This window comes from Paraburkholderia sp. CNPSo 3274, from assembly GCF_024206475.1.
Classification (GTDB): Bacteria; Pseudomonadota; Gammaproteobacteria; order Burkholderiales; family Burkholderiaceae; genus Paraburkholderia.
In genome coordinates, this window is record NZ_JAMBPR010000035.1 from 72,421 (window position 1) to 90,257 (window position 17,837).

Consider the following 17,837-nt stretch of genomic DNA (forward strand, 5'->3'; position numbering starts at 1 on the left):
AAGATTCAGTATTCGCTAGCCGCCGTTTGAGGCGGGACGAGGGTGGTCGCGGGCGGTGTGGCCGTGAGATCGGGACCGTTCCTCAACCAACGCCGCGCGAGAAGGAAGAAGGTGATGAGCAACACGACATCGAAAGCGAATAACATCGCCATGCTGGCCGTTACCGACGACGCGGGCACTGCCGACACGGCTTGACTCGTTCGCAGCAGGCCATACACAACCCACGGCTGGCGTCCTACCTCGCGCACGATCCATCCGGCCTCGACAGCCACGTAGGGCAGCGGGATGCACAGCACCCACGCGAGCAGGAGCTTGCGCTGCGCGACAAGGCGCTCGAGACTGCCGCGCGCCTTATGCAGCGCATATGCGGTCCAGAACGCGAGCAGCATGAACGCGAAGCCGATGCCGGCCATCACGCGGAATGCGTAGTAGAGAAGCGGCACCATGGGCGGCTGGTCGGCGCGCGGGAAGTCCGTGAGACCCGAAACGCGTCCGTGCAGCGAGTGCGTGCCGATGATGCTTAGGAGTCCCGGCACTTCGATTGACCAGTCGTTACGCTGCTTTTGCTGATCGGGCCACGCAACGAGCGACCATGCGGCGCCCGTGCCGGGCGGATTGGTCTGCCAGTGCCCTTCGATTGCAGCGCCTTTCGCAGGTTGCGTGGCGAACACGCTGGTGCCGCTCGAATCCCCCAGCCAGACCTGAAGCGGTGCAACGAAGATGAGCACAGCCAGTGCGATCTTGAACGAACGCGCAAAGAACTCCGAATGCCGTTGGCGGAACAGATGGTACGCGGAGATGCCCGCGATCACGAACATGCCGGTTTCGATCGCTGCCGTCCACATGTGCGAGACGCCCCACACCATGTCGCGGTTGAAGATGGCGGCCAGATAGTCCGTGACGACGATCTTGCCGTTGACGACGGCGAAACCGGCTGGCGTCTGCATCCACGAATTGGCGACCATGATCCAGAACGCGGAAATGCTGGACCCGAGCGATACCATCGCTGAGGCAAAGAGGTGGACGCCGCGCGGTACGCGTCCCCAGCCGAGCATCATCACGCCGACGAATCCGGCTTCGAGCATGAACGCCATAGCGCCTTCGAAACCCAGGATGTTGCCGACGAACTGGCCACTGTACTGCGCAAAACCAGACCAGTTGGTGCCGAACTGAAATTCCAGCGGAATCCCCGTGACCACGCCGACCGCGAAATTGAGCGCGAGCAGCTTGCTCCAGTGGCGTGCATGGCGGTAGTACATCACGTCGCCAGTGCGGATCCACAGTGCTTCGACCAGCAGCAGGAATGCGGAGAGACTGATGGTCAGGATCGGCCACACGATGTGGAAGATCGTCGTCATCGCGAACTGGGCTCGCGAAAGATGGAGTACGTCGGTGAGCATGATGGCCTTCCCGTTGCGGAGTGCGAATGGCTGCGTTTGAGCGACGCCAGCGTTGGGAGACGTTGCCCGTGCAGAGCCACTTTAGGCCGTTGGAGGTGGGCGGCTCAATTGCACGATGGTGTAACGCAGCCGCCGTATCGAAGGGAAGGAGTGTCGTGAAAACCTGAACCCAAAGTGTAATTGCGGCTCCTCCGGGCACCCCCTAAATTGATTCGCATGCCGACACACACCGGAGCTGGAGCAGAGCCATGGACCGCGACCGCCACCAATCAGGGAGCGAACGTGACGCACGATGCGCAGCCGCTTATGCGCCGGCGGATGTCGTACTGGATGGATCGAATGGCGAACTCGCGCTCGGTGCCCACCTGATCACGAAACGCCACGGCTACGAACATCACGGCATTTATGTCGGTAGCGGCATGGTCATTCACTACGCGGGTTTCGCGAAGTCCGTGTATCGCGGCCCTGTCGAAGAAGTCCCAATCGAGCAGTTCGCCGGCGGTCACACCGTTTCTGTGCGCGCGCGTCAGCTTCCGACGTATTCAGGCGCGCAAGCCGTGCGGCGCGCCCGCTCGCGGCTCGGCGAAAACCGCTATCGCCTGTTGACCAATAACTGTGAGCACTTCTGCACATGGTGCCTGCTCGGCGAAAGCCGCAGCGAACAGGTTCATGCATGCCTGAGACGTCCGCTCGTGGGCGTTCACGCGCTGCTGTGTCTTGTGAGCACCTTCATCGGCAACCGGAGCAAAACCGATCACGCGGTGGTCAGCGCCGCGTGAATCCCGTTACTCAACCTTGATGTAGACAACGACGCGAAGGAGGCCACCATGAGCCCGACCGAAATGACGCTGCGCTGGGCCGTCGAGAAGTGGCTCGCGCCCACGCCTGCAATGCCCGCGCATGTCGTGCGGGTCCGCCGCACCCGAAGGCATCGGCGCCGCGTGTGCATCGAGGCGGGGCGCCCCAGCGGTCTGCTGTCGATTTTCTTCTTCCGTCACGACGACGGATCGTGGAACGTGTATCCACCCGTGCAAGCGCGGCTGGCCATGTCCGTGTGGAGGACTGCGTGATGAACTACGGCTCTGGCAATCTGATGAAGCGCGCTCCTGGCAGGCACGAGGTCCTGGCGGGATTCCAGGCGGATGCCGACGACCCGGTGTCCAGAGCAGAGCGCCCGTTCAAGATATCCGTCGTTGCGGTCTGTTGCTGGGTACTAATCGAGGCGCCGCTGGAACTCAGCGGATCGATCAGTTCGACCTCGCTGCTCGCGGTGCTGGCGTCGAAGGTAGTCATGTGCCTAATTGGTTTTGCCGCCATAGGCGGCTTGCGCTTTACGCGTCACGTCTTCGCTTTCATTTGCGCGGCGAGTGTGTTCGCAGTAGCACCGGCGTTGCCCCTCGAGTACGCGCACAGCGTTGCCATAGCACTCGTCTCGACGGTCGAGTGCATTGCCAAGGCCGCATGCGTTGTCGCGTTCGCAATCGCCCCAAGACGAGTCTGATGAGCGCTCTGGGGCGGGCATGGCTGTCGATCGCGCTGTCGAAGGCGCTTGGAGGCGGGTATCGCGAGGCGGCGCCTGTCGAACTGGGGGACGCTGACGCGGCCGTCACGCGGATGCGCCCTCAGCGTGCAGTTTTCCCGCAATGTTGACCAGTTCGGCGAGCGAGCGGGCGTCCATCTTGCGCATGACGTGCCGGCGGTGCACCTTTACCGTGATCTCGCTGATGCCCAATTCCGCGCCCACCTGCTTGTTCAGCAGCCCTGATACCACCAACGCCATGACTTCCCGCTCGCGTTTGCTGAGCGAGGTGTAGCGCTCACGGATCGACTGCATCCCGGCTTCCTTGCTCAATGCCGCGCGACTGCGCTCGATAGCGTGCCGAATGGCATCGAGCAGAATCTGATCGTCAAAGGGCTTGGTGAGAAATTCGGCCGCTCCGGCCTTCATGGCCCGTACCGTCATCGGCACGTCGCCGTAACCGGTGATGAAGATGATGGGCATGTCTGTGCGCTCGGATGCAATGAGATTCTGCAAGTCGAGGCCGCTTAGATCGGGAAGGCTCACGTCCAGCACCAGGCAGTTCGGGACCATCGCGCGCGGGCGTCCGAGGAAGTCCTGAGCGCAAGCGTACGTCTCCGCCCTGAGACCCGCAAAGCGGATCATCGCTTCGAGCGACTCGCGCACCGAGACATCGTCGTCGACGACGAAGACAACCGGCGCGGCTTGCGGCGACGACGATTTCGATGCGAATTCAACTGCATGTGCGGGTGTCATTGCGAACTCCATTCACAGGCCCCGAAAGGAATCATTCGACCTTGAGCGCGGCCTGGATCGCCCCGAGCAGGGCGGTGTCGCTGAAGGGTTTGAACAGACAGTCGACGGCGCCCTGTTCGAGCACGTGTGGGCGCAGCGTCTCGTCTCCATGCGCCGTGATGAAGACGATCGGAACGGCTTGCCGGCGCTGCTTGAGCTCGTGCTGCAGGTCCTGGCCGGACATGCCAGGCATGGCGATGTCGACGATCAGGCAGCGCGCTTCGCCGGCACAGCCAGATGCCAGGAACTCCTCTGCCGACGCAAATGCCCGCGCTGCGAAGCCGAACACGCGCAGCAGGTCGGGCAGCGATTCGCGCACTGACTCGTCATCGTCGACCACCGCGATTAGCAAGCGTTCGGCCATCACAGGTTCCTTTCGGTTTGCTCAGCGTCTGCGCGCGCAGGCTGACCTGTCGGTACGGACTGGTCGGCAGCCGCCATGCTGTCCGTTCGAAGCGGGATGGAAAACGTAAAAGTGGCGCCCGGGTCCGCGTTGGATGAGGCCCACAGGCGGCCGCCGTGACTTTCGATGATGCGGCGGCTCACAGCCAGGCTGATGCCCATGTCTTCCCGCGTGGTCGTAAAGAACGGATCGAAGAGCTTGGCCGAATTTTGCGGGTCGATGCCAACGCCGGAATCGGTCACGGCGAGGCGCACGCAGTCGCCATCGTCGTGCTCGATACTCACCCGCATCTGCCGTGGGCGTTCATCGACGCCACTCATCGCTTCCACGGCGTTGAGAAGCAGGCTCAGCACCACCTGCTGGAGCTGGATTCTGTCCCCGGTGACCGGCGGCAAGTCCTCGGCCGCCTTCACATGCAGCACGATCCGCTTGTTGCGAATCTCGCACTGCAGCAGCTCGATCACCTCGTGTGTGGCTTCGACCAGATCGACCGCATCCGTCGTCACGGCTTGCTTGCTGAACAGCGCGCGCAGGCGTGCCATCACCTCCGACGCCCGATGCCCGTCACGGATCGTGCGCCGTACCGTCTCGAGCGCGCCTTCGACATTGGGCGGCTGTGCACTCAGCATTCGCAATCCGGTGCTGGCGTTGGTCACGATGCCAGCCAGCGGCTGGTTGATTTCGTGCGCGATCGAGGCCGTCAACGCGCCCTGGCTATTGACCCGGCTCAGATGCGCCAATTCGGCGCGCAGCGCGAGGAGCGCACCCTCGGACTCACGGCGCTCCGTCATGTCCTGGGCGGCGCCGATGTAGTCGAGGCCGCCTTGCGAGTCGCGCGTGGGGTGCGCCTGTATGTGAATGTGCCTCACCGAGCCGTCGGGCAGCAGCAGGCGGTGTTCCAACTCCAGATCCTTGCCTGCTTGTGCCCGCTCGATCATTTCATCCAGTATGAGACGGTCGCCAGGGTGGAAGCGCGCTGCGATCATGTCTAACGTAATCGGCACGCCTGGTTCGATGCCGAAGATGCCATACAGCTGCTCCGACCACGTGATCGAGCCGGTCTGCGGGCACCAGCAAAAGCTTCCGCTCGAGCTGAGCTGCTCCACCTTGGCCATCAGCGCCGCGCTTTGCCGTAACCGCTCATCCACTTGCTGACGTGCCGCGATGCTGTGCGCCCGTTCGATGGCGATGCTCGCGATGTGCGTGAGCTGTGCGATCAGGTCGTGCTGGAGAGGCGTGGGATTGCCGGTATGGGACCGAAACAGGGTGAATGTTCCGAGCACTTCGTTGGTACGCGACAGAATCGGTGTCGCCCAGCAGGACCGCAGTCCGTGCGCGAGGCTGCGCTCGCGCCACGCCTTGGTCCAGCGTACGTCCGACGCGACATCGGGCACGATCACCGGCGCCTTGAGGGACACCGCCATGCCGAGTGGACCGGAATCATGGGAGGCGGCACGCGTACCGGGACGTGGGAGAAAGAGCTTCGGGAGGCCAGGAGACCCCAGGTGCCGGCACGCCGTACTGCGGGCATCCTGAAAGGTGACTCTGCAAACGCAATCACTCGCGATCTCTTCGACGAGGCGGCACAGCGCATCGAGCACGGTTGGCAACGGCTGCCCCGTGGCGATCATTTCGAGGAGACGGTTCTCGCCCGCAAGCAGTGCCTCCGCACGCTTGCGGTCATCGATATCCGTCTGGAGGAAATACCAGAGTGCGATTCGCCTCTCGTTGTCACGCAACGGAAAACCCTGCACGCGAAACCATCGGTAGACGCCATCGGCACTGCGATGGCGCGACTCCGCGTCATAGGGCTCGCCGGTGCTGATCGACGCATGGAACCGGGCGACCACCGCGTCCCGATCGTCCGGGTGGGTCAGGCCATTGGTCTTCCACGCACGTAACTCATCGAGGGTCGCACCGGCGTATTCGAGCGTATGGCGGTTGGCGTGCAACACGTCGCCGTCGGGTGCAAAAAGGACGACCCGGGTGGGGAGGCTATCGACGATCAACTCGAAGCGCTGCTCTTGCACGCGCAGCGCCGCTTCGGTCTGCTTACGGTCCTCGATGTCCGAGTTGATCCCGCACCACTTTACGACTTCACCGGCAGCGTCGGTAATCGGACTGGCTCGACATGCGAACCAGCGATACGTGCCATCGAAGCGGCGCATTCGCGCTTCCGCGTCGCCTTGCTCGCCGGAGGCGACGACGGTCCGCCATGCTTCGAGCAGCGCGGGCTGGTCGTCGGGGTGGAACGCCGTCTGCCAGCCTTCGCCCGACGCCTGATCAACGGAAAGCCCCGTATATTCGCACCAGCGCCGATTGACGAACTCGATACGGCCGTCGGGAAAGGCAGTCCATACCAGCCCCGGGAGCGCATCCACAGTACGACTGAGTTCGGTGTCCATCTCCGTCCCTTTACGGCGCGCCTGACGATACAACAATCGGCTTTTGAGAACGGGGAGTCAATATACCTTGGTGTCGGTTTTGGGCCGGCCTACGCAGAAACAGCGGGGTTGACTGGCAACGTGAATTGAAAGAGCGCGCCGCGGGGGACGTTGGCGCTAGCCCACAATCGGCCGCCATGCGCCTTGACGATCGAGTGGCATATCGAGAGCCCCATACCCATCCCGCTAGCCTTCGTCGTATAAAACGGCTCAAACAGGCGCTCGGTGTTCTCCGGGGCGATACCCGGGCCGCAATCGCGCACTGCCACAAGAACGGCACCCGGCTCGTTGATGGCGGTGCTGATCGTCAATTCTCGCGTCCCATCGTCAACCGTGCTCATGGCGTCGATGGCATTGATAATAAGGTTCAGCATCACCTGCTGGACTTGCACCCGGTCGCCTTTGATGGGCGGTAAAGCTTCCGCAAGCTGCAGCCGCACGGAAACGCCGTTCCGGTTCGCCTCGCTGGACGCGAGCGCCAGGACCTCGCGAATTGCCTCGTTGATCTGCAGGATCTCGTTGGTCGTCGGGGCCTTGTTGACAAGGCCATGAATCCGCTTGATCACTTCGCCTGCGCGCCTCGTGTCACGTACGATACGATCGAACGCCTGGCGGGCCTCCCCGACGTTGGGCGGATCGAGCTCGAGGCAGCGCAGACCTGTTGACGCATTGACGGCCGTCGCAGCGATCGGCTGCTTCATTTCGTGGCTAATCGACGCCGCGAGCTGGCCAATGGCCGTGACACGGTTCGCATGCGCAAGCTCGAGCTGCAGTTGGCGCGCCTGCGCTTCCGCCCGTTTCAGCTCGCTCAGATCGAGCACAAACGCGATAGCTTCAGTCGCGTTCTCGCCCAGCATGGCCATGCCGATCAGTACCGGCACGCGGCTGCCATCTTTCCTGAAGTATTCCTTCTCGTAGGGCTGTAATGTCCCAGTCTCGTCCAGCTTCTCCCACACCATTCTGCTGCGCTCGACCCACTCGGGCGGTGTGAGCCCCCCCCCAGCTGAGATTCCCAAGCTGCAGATCGTCACGGTCGTATCCCAGCATACGGAGAAACGCGTCGTTGGCTTCGAGGATCCGACCCTCGACGTCCCCAATCAGGATCCCGACGATGTTGGCGTCGACGAGCCGCCGGATCTTCGCTTCACGTTCCGCGAGATCGCGGTACAGGCCCGCGTTTTCCAGTGCAATCGCCGCCTGCGAAGCGAGCAGCTTCAACATGGCGATGCGCTTCGGGGCAAAGACGCCGGACGCGAGGTTGTTCTCGAGGTAGAGGACGCCGATCAGCCTGGCCTGCTTGAGTAACGGCAAGCAAAGGACGGAACGCGCGCATTTCTGGCGGATATAGGGATCGGCGGAAAACCGGGCTTCCGCAGAGGCGTCGTCGATGATGACGGGCTCGAGCGTGCTTGCGACATAGTGCAAGAGCGAGTCGGGCAACGCGGCCGAACTCGGCGGCTGTTGCGGCATTTGCACGACGACCTGGCCGCCTTGCGTCGTGGCTTCGGCCTCGATGCGCAGGTGGGCGCCCTGTGGAAGGATCAACAGACCGCGTTCGGCGCCAGCGTGCTCGACCGCGGTCACCATCAAGGATTTGATCAGATTCTCAAGCACCATTTCACCTGAGATTGCCTGAGCCGTCTTCACGATTGTCGCAACATCCAGTTGCTCGGCGTACTCCTCGATAGTCACGCGCGAGACAGACGCCGCTTCGGGTTTGCTAAAGGGGTAGCGCTGCTCCAGCTGTTCGATTTTGCCGTGTGCGCCCCATTGCGAATAGCAGTCCCGCGCCTCGCGCAAATAGGCGTGCGCGGCGCGCTCGAGGCCAGCGGCGAGGCAGCACTGCCCAGCCAGTTCGTTAGCCAGTGCCTGATCCTGAACGAAGCCTCGCTCGCCTGCCAGGTGCGCGGCATCCTCATAAAGCCGCAAGGCCTGCATTGCATCTCCATTCAGACGGGCCAGTTCCGCGCACAGCAGCAAATGCTTGTGCGCAAACGTGACCGGGCCGCTTTGTGCCCATCTTTCGAACGCCTGAATGTTTGCGGCGATGTCAGCCTCGATCTCGGCTTGTCGCTGGCGCGACGAGGTGTTGTGAACTGCAGCGAGTGCAAGCGAATAGTAAAGGCAGTAGTTGGAGAACTGAAGATGGCAGCGTCCGGACCAAAGAATCGGCTTGGCGTGGGCGGCGCACGCGAGCGCCTTCTCGGGTTCGCCCAACAGATAGTGGCGCTGCACCCGCAAGATCCAGTAGAAGCAGCTGACCACGGCGATACCGCTTTCCGTGATTTGCGCTTCAATCGTCGCGTCTTCGATGACCATCTGGTCGCCAGCGCGCCCGCGAAGCTTCTGAATGAAATGCTGGATGCACGTGAGAATATCGTGCACGTGACGGAAGTTGATGCGATTGACGAACGCGATGGCCTTGATCGATTCGAGCCACGCCTCATCGAGGTGAACCCCGCGTGCCAGAAGATCCGTTAGCCGATGTTCGAGGCTGAAGCTGGCATAGATGACCTCGCCAGTCTCCTGCGCATACCGAATGGCTGTATCGACGCTTCCTAATGCGACTTCGATCGGTTGCGTCCAGAGAACCGCCATTTGCATGAAGAAATGAGCGGCCACGTGTTGAGCCGCGAAGCGGTGTTTCTCCGCCACTGCGACCGCCAGCCGGGCGAACGCCTCGCCGTCCTGGTATCGGTGGAAGAACGGACCCAGAAGGATGGAAAGGAATGCATAGGCGATGACAGCCGAATCGGTTATGCCGTATTGCAGCGTCACGGCGACCATTCGGCACGCAATTGTCTGGGCGAGGTTGATATCGGTGAAATAGGCTGCCTGCCCCAGCATGTGGAAGATGTTCATGACCTCGCGCATCTCCGGGTCTTTCATCATCGCGAGGTCAAGAAGGCTTTCGATCGGGCGCGCGCCGAGATGCGCCCAGACGGCTTCGTACTCTGCCGATACTTCGCTATCCGTCAGATGATCGGGCAAGTCGATGCCGAACATGCCCAGACATTCGCGTGCGGTCCTGACTGCGGACGCATTATCGCCGCTCACCAACTGCAGGACCATCCTGAGCCGGTAGGCTTCGGCGCGGTGGATCTTCGATCGCGCTCGAAGCAGTATTTCATCGATCCATTCGGTAGCCTCGCCGAGGTGGGAGAGAAGAAACTCGCAGTCAGCCCGCTCGAACCAGACGCTGAAGGTTAGCTCGTAACACTCGTCCCATCCTTGATGCGAAAGCAGCGACGCAGCGGTCGCCAGATAATTGCAGGCCGAACGGTAAGCGGTGGAGGCCTTCGCCTTTTTCGCGGCTTCGAGGTTGAGGGCGGCTGCACGATGTCGTTCGGGCTGCTCGACCATCAACTCGCATCCAAGATTCACCTGGTTCACGAGATCGAATATTCTGGCCGCAATGTCCGCGTCATCGAGCCGCGACAACAGCAGGCGGCCAATGCGCAAGTGGTGCTCGGCGCGCGAAGCGGCCGGGATCAGCGCATACGCGGCTTCTTGCACCCGGTCATGCACGAACTTGAAGCTGCGGTCCATGGAGATGATCGCGCCGGCGCGGACGGCGTCGGCGAAATCCGCATGGACCTTGGCTTCGGAGCCGCCCCAGACGCTCGCCAGGGTACCGAAGTCGGCCTGGCTGCCGAGGCAGGCAAGCAGCATCAGCGCGTCCTGTGCGGTGGGCGAAAGCCTTTGTAGCCTGCGGATCATCAGATCCACGACGTTTTCAGTGAAGCCTTTCGCGTCGATTTGTTCGAGACTCCATCGCCACGAGGCCGAATTCGACTCGAACTCGAGGAGACCTTCCTCAGCGAGATTCGTCAGAAACTGCCCCGCAAAGAATGGATTGCCGCCGGTTTTCCGGTGAACCAGCCTGGCCAGAGGCAAGGCTTGCTCGCGCGTGCATCTGAAAGCGTCGCAAAGCAGTTCGCTGAAATCATGCGGCGAGAGCGGGCCGAGTGCGATCTCGTGCACTGTCGTTCCCGCCTTGCGAATCGAACCGAGCGTACTTATCAAGGGATGCCCGGGCGCGACTTCGTTGTCGCGATACGCGCCGATCAATAGCAGGTGGTGCGTATGGGCATGCGTGATCAGATATTCGACCACGGTCAAGGTGGCCGGATCGAGCCACTGGAGGTCGTCGACGAAAATGACGAGCGGATGCTCCGCGCGCGCGAACACGCCAACGAACTTTTGAAAGACGGATTGAAACCGCAACTCAGTTTCGAGTGGCGAGAGTGCGGGAACCGGGGGCTGCGGTCCGATCAGGCTGGCGAGGTCGGGGATCAGATCGGTTAGCAATCTTCCGTGCTGGCCAACCGCTTCTTCGATCGCGTCGCGCCAGCGCGCAACGTCGGCATTCTGGCCGTTCAGGATTTGCCGGATCAAATCGGCGAACGCCTGAGCCAAGGTGGAATAGGGAACGTCCCTCAGGCGCAGGTCGAACTTTCCCGAGATGAAGATACCGCGGGGCAGCACGATAACCTTGTGCAATTCATTGACGACGGACGACTTGCCAATGCCCGAGTAGCCGGACACGAGGACCAGTTCCCGCGTGCCTTGCGTGGCGACGCGCTCGAAGGCATCCAGAAGCGTCGCGATTTCCATGCGGCGCCCATAGAGCTTCTCCGGAATCAGAAGCTGTCGCGTCGTGTCGTGCGTTCCGAGCGGGAAAGGAGCGATTTGATGAGCGTTTTGCCATTCCGCCAGGCACCTTCTGAGGTCCCACTCCAGGCCGCTCGCGGTTTGATAGCGATCTTCGGCGGGTTTCGACAACAGCTTCATGACGATGGCCGAGAGCGGGGCAGGGATGCCTTTGGCGCGCTCGTCCGGCGCAGCGGGCTGCCGTGCGATGTGGCAGTGCACCCATTCCAGCGGGTCCAGCGCAGTGAACGGAAGGGTCCCGGTCAACAGCTCGTACAACGTGACCCCGAGCGCGTAAAGATCGCTGCGCGAATCGATCGACCGGTTCATCCGGCCGGTCTGCTCAGGCGCCATGTACGCGAGGGTTCCGGCGATCAATTCGGGGTGTTCCGGGCTCTGGCGTTCGCGCGGAAGTCGCGACGCGATGCCGAAGCCGGTCAGCCTGACCTCGCCCGTTGCGTCGTTCACCAGGATATGCGCCGGCTTGATGTCCTTGTGGATGAGACCGCGGTGATGAGCCTTGCCCAAGGCAGCGACGATGTCGATGGCGAGTTGCAGGAAGCGTTCTAGCCGAAGCGGCGAACCGATCAGCCGGTCGAGCGGAGCGGCGCCCGAATCCTCGAGCACCAGTACGGTTTGAGTGCCCTCCCGCACGAATTCGAGCGGCCGCACTGCCCAATCGCCGGAAAGCTCGTCCTTCAGTTGGTACTCGTGCGCGAGGCGTTCGAGGCACGCGGGCGTGCGGCCGGCGGCCGAAGGCCGCAACTCCATGACCGAAGTCTGCGCGCCATCCAGGCTCAAGCGCCATGCGCGGGAAAAGACCCGGTCGCCATCCTCCCATAACACCTGGCTGCTATCTATCGAGTTGGACCGAGTCTCAGATGACATGCTCTGAAGGACGCTTATAGATTCAGATTCCGCTTCTGCGTGCAACGCAACGCCATGTCATAGTCCATTGCTCTTTTTTTTGAAGTTATGCCGCAGGACTGTCGATTCGAATGGTAGCAGATGCTTCAACGCACTTGCGCACGGGAAAACTCGCGGCGTTGCGCCGACCTGTTTCTTCAATGCCACGGCAGCGCGTGCTTTCATGCGTGCGATCGGATGCAGTTAAAACTTACATAAATATGAGTCTATCGTCGCTGTTTCGCACTACGCGCTACACCATCGTGCAATTGAGTCACGCGCCACGCGATGGCTACTGCCCAAGTATGGAGAGCGCCTCATGCACCGGCGCAAGGGAGACAGCGACGATTCCGCCGAGCGGCGTGTTCATTTCCAGGATCAGAAAAATTGCGATGGAGGTGGATATCGCGCCCAGAAAGAACGTGGCGACGATGGTCGTGTTGGGTGACGTGAACAGCCCAAACGAGCCGAAGATGATGCACAGCCACAACACAAGCGTTAGCAGTAGCGGCGTCGGGGTTGAGCCTGCCGCCTGCAGCAGCGCAAGCTCTCGCATCGCCAGCACGTCGCCGGCGATCTGGATGGCGCGCGCCTGTAGCCGACGTTGCGTTTCGCTGTTCGGCGACAGTTCCGCCAGCCTGCGTTGAATAGTTTCCCCGCGTTTAAGCTCCTCGGGGCTGCGCATGCTTGCCAGCTGACCCGGATCGCCGGAACTGATCTTCTGGATTCCTGTGGCGAGGCTCTGCTTCAGAAACACCCTGATCTCCTGCGTTTCTGGACCATATTGGGCCAGTGTGCGATCCAGCAGAATGATATCGGTGGCGTCGCGTACGACCGCGGCGTTCGCCGCATCGAATGAGTTTTTCGCCGACGAGATCAGCAGCCCAAGCACCAATGCGGCCATCGTGGCTATCAGTCCAATCGTCAGTTTAATGACGCTGACCGATTCGTCGCTGAGATGGTGCTCTGGCAGCATGGCGTGCAGATACAAGCCGAGCAGGGCGCTACCGAACACGCATGCAAACACAATGACCGCAATGGCTAGATGGTGCACCGTTCGATTCTCCATTTTTGCATCGAGCATTTTCTATTACACGCCATGTAATTGGCGAGGCTGCGGCGCATCTCTACTCTTTGCTTGTCGTGTCATCGCCCCTTGATGCACGCATCCCACTCCCAAGGCAATATCATGGCTAAGTTCCCCGTATATACACTCGAATCGGCACCGGAGGCCTCGAAGCCGGCATTTAGAGGTCTTGCTAAAGCATTCGGCATGGTCCCCAACATTGCCGGCGCAATTGCCGGTTCGCCGAAACTGATCAACGGCCTGACCGGCGTGTTTCAGCAAGTCCACGGCGGCAGCTTCACGGAGGCCCAGGTCCAGACCCTGTTGCTCACGAATGCCGTCACCAATGGCAGCACCTGGGCCGTCGCCTTCCACACCTTCCTCGCACTCAAGGAAGGGCTCAGCGAAGCCGATGTGCATGCCATCCGCGCCCGTCGTCCGCCGCCCGACGAGAAGCTCGCGGCGCTCTCGCATCTCGCGCGCACGTTGATCGACAAGCGTGGCCGTCTCGACGATCAGGACGTCGCGTCCTTCACGGCCGCCGGTTTCGCCCCGGCTCTGGTACTCGATGTCATCCTGGTTGTTGCTGCGTCGACCATGACGAACTATACCGGTAGCGTCGCCAACCCGCTGCTCGAGGAGATGTTCCAGCAATACGCCTGGCAAGCCTAAGCACCAGGCGGGCGCGCGCTACGTCTTTTCGGTCTGTACCGGCGCGCTGCTCTGCGGTGCGGCTGGCTTGCTGCATGGCAAGCATGCCACGACGCACTGGACAGCAATGGACGTCCTCCCACTATATGGCGCGATTCCCAGTGGCGAGCGTGTGGTGATCGACGGGCAACTGATCAGCGCGGGTGGCGTGACGTCGGGAATCGATGGCTCCCTGGTCGTGGTCTCACTGCTGCGGGGAGAGACGGTCGCCCAGGAGCTGCAACTGTATATGGCCTATGACCCGCAGCCACCATTCCAGTCGGGCTCTCCTGAAACGGCGCCGGCGCACATCCTGGCGACGGTGACCGAACGTGCGCAAGCCATTACCGAAAAGCGGATGTCTACCGGACGCGTCTACCAGGACGGTGCGGGAAAGCACATGGTGTCCGGAATATGAGGCAAGCGCGGAATAGTGTTCGCCCGCAAGGTGTTCTGCTGATGCAAAGAAGATTCACCTAGCGAAGCAAATCCATCGAGAACCCTTGGTACATCTGCAACAGGAGACAAGACAATGGAAACGCAGCCGAGCACCTTCACGTCTGAAACCGGGAGCGCATCTGCCGCTTCTCCGCAAAAGCTGCTTCAGTTGGCCATGGGTTTTTGGGCCTCGAAGACGCTGCTATCCGCGGTCGAACTCGACCTGTTCACCATTCTTGGGAGCGGCCCGCGCACCGCACCGCAATTGATGGATGAATTGCAATTGCATCCGAGATCGGCACACGACTTTCTCGATGCTCTGGTTGCGCTAGGGCTCCTGGATCGAGACGACGGCCTATACCGGAATAGCGCTGAGGCCGGTGCATTTCTGGACAGAGCGAAACCGGGTTGTATCGCCGGATTTTTGCTCATGACGAACAACCGCCTATACCCGTTCTGGGGGGCGCTGACCGAAGCGCTGCGCACGGGGCTACCGCAGAACGAAGCAAAGCAGGGCGGTGACCCGTTCCAGGCAATCTATCGTGACGAACGCGGGCTCCGTGAGTTTCTGGGCGCGATGAGTGGTGTCAGCCTGGATTTGGCAAAGGAGATCGCGCAAAAATTTCCATGGCAGAACTATCGCACGGTCGTTGACGTCGGCACCGCGCAGGGTGCCTTGGTGGTGGAGGTTGCGCGTACGCACGAGCATCTTGCGGGAATTGGGTTCGATCTGGCCGCCGTCGCTCCCGTGTTCAACGACTACGTCGCGGCGAACGAGCTACAGGATCGAATACACTTTCATCCAGGCGACTTCTTCAAAGACGCGTTGCCTTCAGCCGACGTCCTGGTGATGGGACACATTCTTCACGACTGGAATCTCGAACAGAAGCGCGAATTGCTCGCGAGGAGTTATCAGGCGTTGCCTACCGGCGGAAGTCTGATCGTCTACGACGCAGTGATTGACGACGAGCGCAGGCGCAATGCGTTTGGTTTGATGATGAGTTTGAACATGCTGATCGAGACTCCCGGTGGTTTCGACTATACCGCCAGGCAGTGCCGTGAATGGATGAGCGAGGCGGGCTTTCGCGAGATTAGAGTCGAACCGCTGGGCGGGCAAAACTCGATGATTATTGGAGTCCGTTAGCCGGTGATGAACATGCCGACGGCGGCGAGCGCCATGAATGCAGTCGCGATCCATCCTCCTGCTTTCAGCAGCCCCGCGATCGCGAACCTGCCCATCACGCGCCGGTTCGTGCCCATCAGCATGACGACGATCATGACAGGTACGGCAGCCAGTCCGTTGACGACGGCACTCCAGTACAGCGCCTTGACCGGATCCAGGTGGAAGAACGTGATGGCGGTGCCGCCAAGGATGGCCACGGTAATGACGGCATAGAACTCGCGCGCCAGCGTCAGGTGCAGGGAGAGGCTGCTGCGCCAGCGGAACGCGCCCGCAGCCCCATACGCCGCTGAGCCAGCCAGAACAGGCAGCGCGAGCAACCCCGTGCCGACAATGCCAGCGGCGAAGACGTATGCAGCCAGATGGCCCGCAACCGGTTCGAGCGCTCTCGCCGCGTCGGCGGACGTCTGGATCTTCACGTGATGGGCGTAAAGCGTCGCGGCGGCCGTCAGCATGATGAAGAACCCCACCCCGTTGGATACGGCCATGCCGATCCAGGTGTCGGCCGCGATCCGGTCGATGTGCCGGTAGGCATGAAACGACGAGATCCATCGGAGCGGCCGCTCGCCAGGCTTCGAGCGCATTTCCTCAACCTCCTGCGAAGCCTGCCAGAAGAACAGGTAAGGGCTGATCGTGGTGCCGAGTACAGCGACGACCATAGTGAGGTACTCGCCTGAGAGGTGGGCCCGCGGCCACACCAGCGAGACGGCGACCTTTGGCCAGTCGACCGGGACGACAAACACGACCGCGACATAGGCGAGCAGCACCAGGGTCAGCCATTTGAGAAAGCGCGCATAGCTTTCGTAGGGCAGCGAAATCTGGAGGATGGTTGAGAGGGCGCCAATCGCAACGACGTAGAGATGCTCGGGGCCCGGAACAAGAAGATGGATCGCTGCGCCCATCGCGGCGAGATCCGCGGCGATGTTGATGGTGTTTGCCACGGCCAGCAGCAGCACCAGCAGCACGACAAGCCATTTCGGGCCGAACGCTCGCATGTTCGAGGCGAGCCCCTTGCCCGTGACCCGACCGATCCGCGCGCTGGTCATCTGGATCGCGACCATGAGGGGGTACGTCAGCAGCAGTGTCCACAGCAGCGTAAAGCCGAATTGCGCGCCCGCCTGAGAATAGGTGCCGATCCCGCTCGGGTCGTCGTCCGCCGCGCCGGTCACGAGGCCGGGGCCGAGGCGCGACAGCCACGAGCGTTCCGTGCGATCGGTGACAGCGGTTTCGGGCTCGAGGTTCTGGTCGTCCAGCATGGAGCGGCTCTCCTTTCCATGGCCACGGCGTGCGCGGCGTGGACCGTTACAGCAACTCCCGTGCCGCAACCGGAGGAGGTGGTCGCCGCCCGACGGGGAATGCCACTTGCTGACACCCTCCAACTGAACCGGGGGCGCAGAGGTTGCGGCCGTACTGCTGGTAGCGACGACCCGCGGCTGCTCGATGCGCTGGCCGCGCTCCTCGAATCCGACGGCTTTGACGCAATAAGGGCGCTCGACAGGTCGCAGGCGTTGCGCCTCGCCCGCGCGGTACGGATGCAACCTCGAGGGGGCTTATGTAGGCGGCGCGAGCGCGCACCTCATCCGAAAGACGCGCGCGTTCAGAAGCCGGCACCTCTCCATGCTTTTTCATTGCGACATGCCGGGCATCGGGCAACAGGCGTCGAGCATCAAGCCCATGTGTCCAGACTCGCTTCGCGTGCTGCTCCACTGCAGTCGGCCGATTGCGGCGCCAAGTTCGCGGTGCGCGGCTTTTCGGATGCCTTGCGCTCGGAACTAATTCACGATGGCCTCAACGTATGGCTTTCGCATCGTCGACGCTCCACTGTTCGGATTCGCTATGGGAAGTCGCCGCGCGCGGCGCCGGTGTGGAAACGCTGGCCATCGATGCCTGCAATGTGGGCGCCGCACGTGCGGCTGAAGCGAGCCGTTGCCGATTGCCGCGCGTCAGATCGAGAAAAATAAGGCATTAGTCAGGATGACTGATACTTTAAGGAACCGGAAGCGTCGCCTATTTCTCAGGTCTGCCGTGAAGTGCCCACGAAACGAGATCAGTGCATGACGACTTGCGACGTGGCACGCGCCATGCGCCAGGAGGCATCGCAACTCTTAACCGAAAGGAGCACAAGCATGACTATCCTTGATCCCCAATCAGGAGGCGCTGGCGCGCAAATCGTCGGCGGGGGCACTGGCGAAGGTCCGGGTCCCGAAATCATGGCCGCGGCCACGCTCGACGGCAACAAGGTGATTTCCGCAGATGGCGAACATGTCGGCAAGATTTCCGACATCATGCTCGACGTGCGTAGCGGTCGCGTCGCGTACGCGGTTCTGGCGGAGGGTGGATTTC

The 17,837-nt window shown here is 61.7% G+C and carries 15 protein-coding genes and 1 pseudogene; 8 read left to right on the top strand and 8 right to left on the bottom strand.

The annotated features are described in order from the left end of the window. Nucleotides 1–5 precede the first annotated feature (5 nt). The gene (locus M3I54_RS23630; RefSeq protein ID WP_254340378.1) at nucleotides 6–1,400 is read right to left on the bottom strand and encodes a cytochrome ubiquinol oxidase subunit I; all 1,395 of its coding nucleotides are present in this window, start codon (nucleotides 1,398–1,400) and stop codon (nucleotides 6–8) included. A 248-nt stretch (nucleotides 1,401–1,648) separates the two neighbouring features. Here M3I54_RS23630 and M3I54_RS23635 point away from each other — a divergent pair, with 248 nt between their 5' ends. The 3 genes from M3I54_RS23635 to M3I54_RS23645 are packed head-to-tail and all read left to right on the top strand — an operon-like array spanning nucleotide 1,649 to nucleotide 2,901. Next, nucleotides 1,649–2,179, top strand: a complete 531-nt coding sequence (locus tag M3I54_RS23635) for a lecithin retinol acyltransferase family protein (RefSeq protein ID WP_254340379.1) — start codon at nucleotides 1,649–1,651, stop codon at nucleotides 2,177–2,179. A gap of 48 nt (nucleotides 2,180–2,227) precedes the next feature. After that, on the top strand, nucleotides 2,228–2,470 hold the full coding sequence (locus M3I54_RS23640) for a hypothetical protein (RefSeq protein WP_254340380.1): 243 nt from the start codon (nucleotides 2,228–2,230) through the stop codon (nucleotides 2,468–2,470). Further along, complete coding sequence (locus M3I54_RS23645; RefSeq protein WP_254340410.1) at nucleotides 2,470–2,901, top strand: hypothetical protein; 432 nt, start codon at nucleotides 2,470–2,472, stop codon at nucleotides 2,899–2,901. Before M3I54_RS23640 ends, M3I54_RS23645 begins: the two co-directional genes overlap by 1 nt. 105 nt (nucleotides 2,902–3,006) lie before the next feature. Here the strand turns inward: M3I54_RS23645 and M3I54_RS23650 are convergent, their stop codons facing one another. The 6 genes from M3I54_RS23650 to M3I54_RS23675 all read right to left on the bottom strand — a co-directional run bounded on the left by M3I54_RS23650 (nucleotide 3,007) and on the right by M3I54_RS23675 (nucleotide 13,174). Then, nucleotides 3,007–3,675: a response regulator transcription factor gene (locus M3I54_RS23650; RefSeq protein WP_254340381.1), complete on the bottom strand. Its 669-nt coding sequence runs from the start codon at nucleotides 3,673–3,675 to the stop codon at nucleotides 3,007–3,009. Nucleotides 3,676–3,706: 31 nt separating this feature from the next. Then, nucleotides 3,707–4,078 (bottom strand): response regulator, encoded by a 372-nt coding sequence (locus tag M3I54_RS23655; RefSeq protein ID WP_254340383.1) that lies wholly within the window; start codon nucleotides 4,076–4,078, stop codon nucleotides 3,707–3,709. Beyond that, on the bottom strand, nucleotides 4,078–6,522 hold the full coding sequence (locus M3I54_RS23660; RefSeq protein WP_254340385.1) for a PAS domain-containing protein: 2,445 nt from the start codon (nucleotides 6,520–6,522) through the stop codon (nucleotides 4,078–4,080). The genes M3I54_RS23655 and M3I54_RS23660 overlap by 1 nt, the downstream gene beginning before the upstream one ends. 89 nt (nucleotides 6,523–6,611) lie before the next feature. Then, nucleotides 6,612–7,442 (bottom strand): ATP-binding protein, encoded by an 831-nt coding sequence (locus M3I54_RS23665; protein ID WP_254340387.1) that lies wholly within the window; start codon nucleotides 7,440–7,442, stop codon nucleotides 6,612–6,614. Next, nucleotides 7,396–12,147, bottom strand: coding sequence for an AAA family ATPase (locus tag M3I54_RS23670; RefSeq protein ID WP_254340389.1), 4,752 nt, complete (start codon nucleotides 12,145–12,147; stop codon nucleotides 7,396–7,398). The genes M3I54_RS23665 and M3I54_RS23670 overlap by 47 nt, the downstream gene beginning before the upstream one ends. A gap of 265 nt (nucleotides 12,148–12,412) precedes the next feature. Then, a complete protein-coding gene (locus M3I54_RS23675; protein ID WP_254340412.1) occupies nucleotides 12,413–13,174 on the bottom strand; it encodes a hypothetical protein in 762 nt (253 codons plus the stop codon). A gap of 135 nt (nucleotides 13,175–13,309) precedes the next feature. Between M3I54_RS23675 and M3I54_RS23680 the strand changes: the two genes are divergently transcribed. The 3 genes from M3I54_RS23680 to M3I54_RS23690 all read left to right on the top strand — a co-directional run bounded on the left by M3I54_RS23680 (nucleotide 13,310) and on the right by M3I54_RS23690 (nucleotide 15,458). Next, entirely contained in the window at nucleotides 13,310–13,858 is a 549-nt protein-coding gene (locus M3I54_RS23680; protein WP_254340391.1) for a carboxymuconolactone decarboxylase family protein, read from the top strand. Then, on the top strand, nucleotides 13,794–14,294 hold the full coding sequence (locus tag M3I54_RS23685) for a DJ-1/PfpI family protein (RefSeq protein ID WP_309249632.1): 501 nt from the start codon (nucleotides 13,794–13,796) through the stop codon (nucleotides 14,292–14,294). Before M3I54_RS23680 ends, M3I54_RS23685 begins: the two co-directional genes overlap by 65 nt. A 114-nt stretch (nucleotides 14,295–14,408) precedes the next feature. Then, nucleotides 14,409–15,458, top strand: coding sequence for an acetylserotonin O-methyltransferase (locus M3I54_RS23690; RefSeq protein ID WP_254340395.1), 1,050 nt, complete (start codon nucleotides 14,409–14,411; stop codon nucleotides 15,456–15,458). On the opposite strand, the gene M3I54_RS23695 is transcribed toward M3I54_RS23690, so the two are convergent. Next, on the bottom strand, nucleotides 15,455–16,750 hold the full coding sequence (locus M3I54_RS23695) for an NRAMP family divalent metal transporter (protein ID WP_254340397.1): 1,296 nt from the start codon (nucleotides 16,748–16,750) through the stop codon (nucleotides 15,455–15,457). The genes M3I54_RS23690 and M3I54_RS23695 overlap by 4 nt on opposite strands. Nucleotides 16,751–17,188: 438 nt before the next feature. Here M3I54_RS23695 and M3I54_RS23700 point away from each other — a divergent pair. Together M3I54_RS23700 and M3I54_RS23705 are read left to right on the top strand one after the other, a co-directional pair. After that, nucleotides 17,189–17,299 (top strand): annotated as a pseudogene (locus M3I54_RS23700) (short-chain dehydrogenase); the annotation flags it as partial. A 321-nt stretch (nucleotides 17,300–17,620) separates the two neighbouring features. Then, a partial coding sequence (locus tag M3I54_RS23705; protein WP_254340399.1) for a PRC-barrel domain-containing protein occupies nucleotides 17,621–17,837 on the top strand: 217 nt, incomplete at its 3' end.

Coding starts and splice junctions, on each gene's coding strand:
- M3I54_RS23630 (WP_254340378.1), bottom strand. CDS start 1,400: ATGCTCACCGACGTACTCCATCTTTCGCGAGCCCAGTTCGCGATGACG.
- M3I54_RS23635 (WP_254340379.1), top strand. CDS start 1,649: ATGGACCGCGACCGCCACCAATCAGGGAGCGAACGTGACGCACGATGC.
- M3I54_RS23640 (WP_254340380.1), top strand. CDS start 2,228: ATGAGCCCGACCGAAATGACGCTGCGCTGGGCCGTCGAGAAGTGGCTC.
- M3I54_RS23645 (WP_254340410.1), top strand. CDS start 2,470: ATGAACTACGGCTCTGGCAATCTGATGAAGCGCGCTCCTGGCAGGCAC.
- M3I54_RS23650 (WP_254340381.1), bottom strand. CDS start 3,675: ATGACACCCGCACATGCAGTTGAATTCGCATCGAAATCGTCGTCGCCG.
- M3I54_RS23655 (WP_254340383.1), bottom strand. CDS start 4,078: ATGGCCGAACGCTTGCTAATCGCGGTGGTCGACGATGACGAGTCAGTG.
- M3I54_RS23660 (WP_254340385.1), bottom strand. CDS start 6,522: ATGGACACCGAACTCAGTCGTACTGTGGATGCGCTCCCGGGGCTGGTA.
- M3I54_RS23680 (WP_254340391.1), top strand. CDS start 13,310: ATGGCTAAGTTCCCCGTATATACACTCGAATCGGCACCGGAGGCCTCG.
- M3I54_RS23690 (WP_254340395.1), top strand. CDS start 14,409: ATGGAAACGCAGCCGAGCACCTTCACGTCTGAAACCGGGAGCGCATCT.
- M3I54_RS23695 (WP_254340397.1), bottom strand. CDS start 16,750: ATGCTGGACGACCAGAACCTCGAGCCCGAAACCGCTGTCACCGATCGC.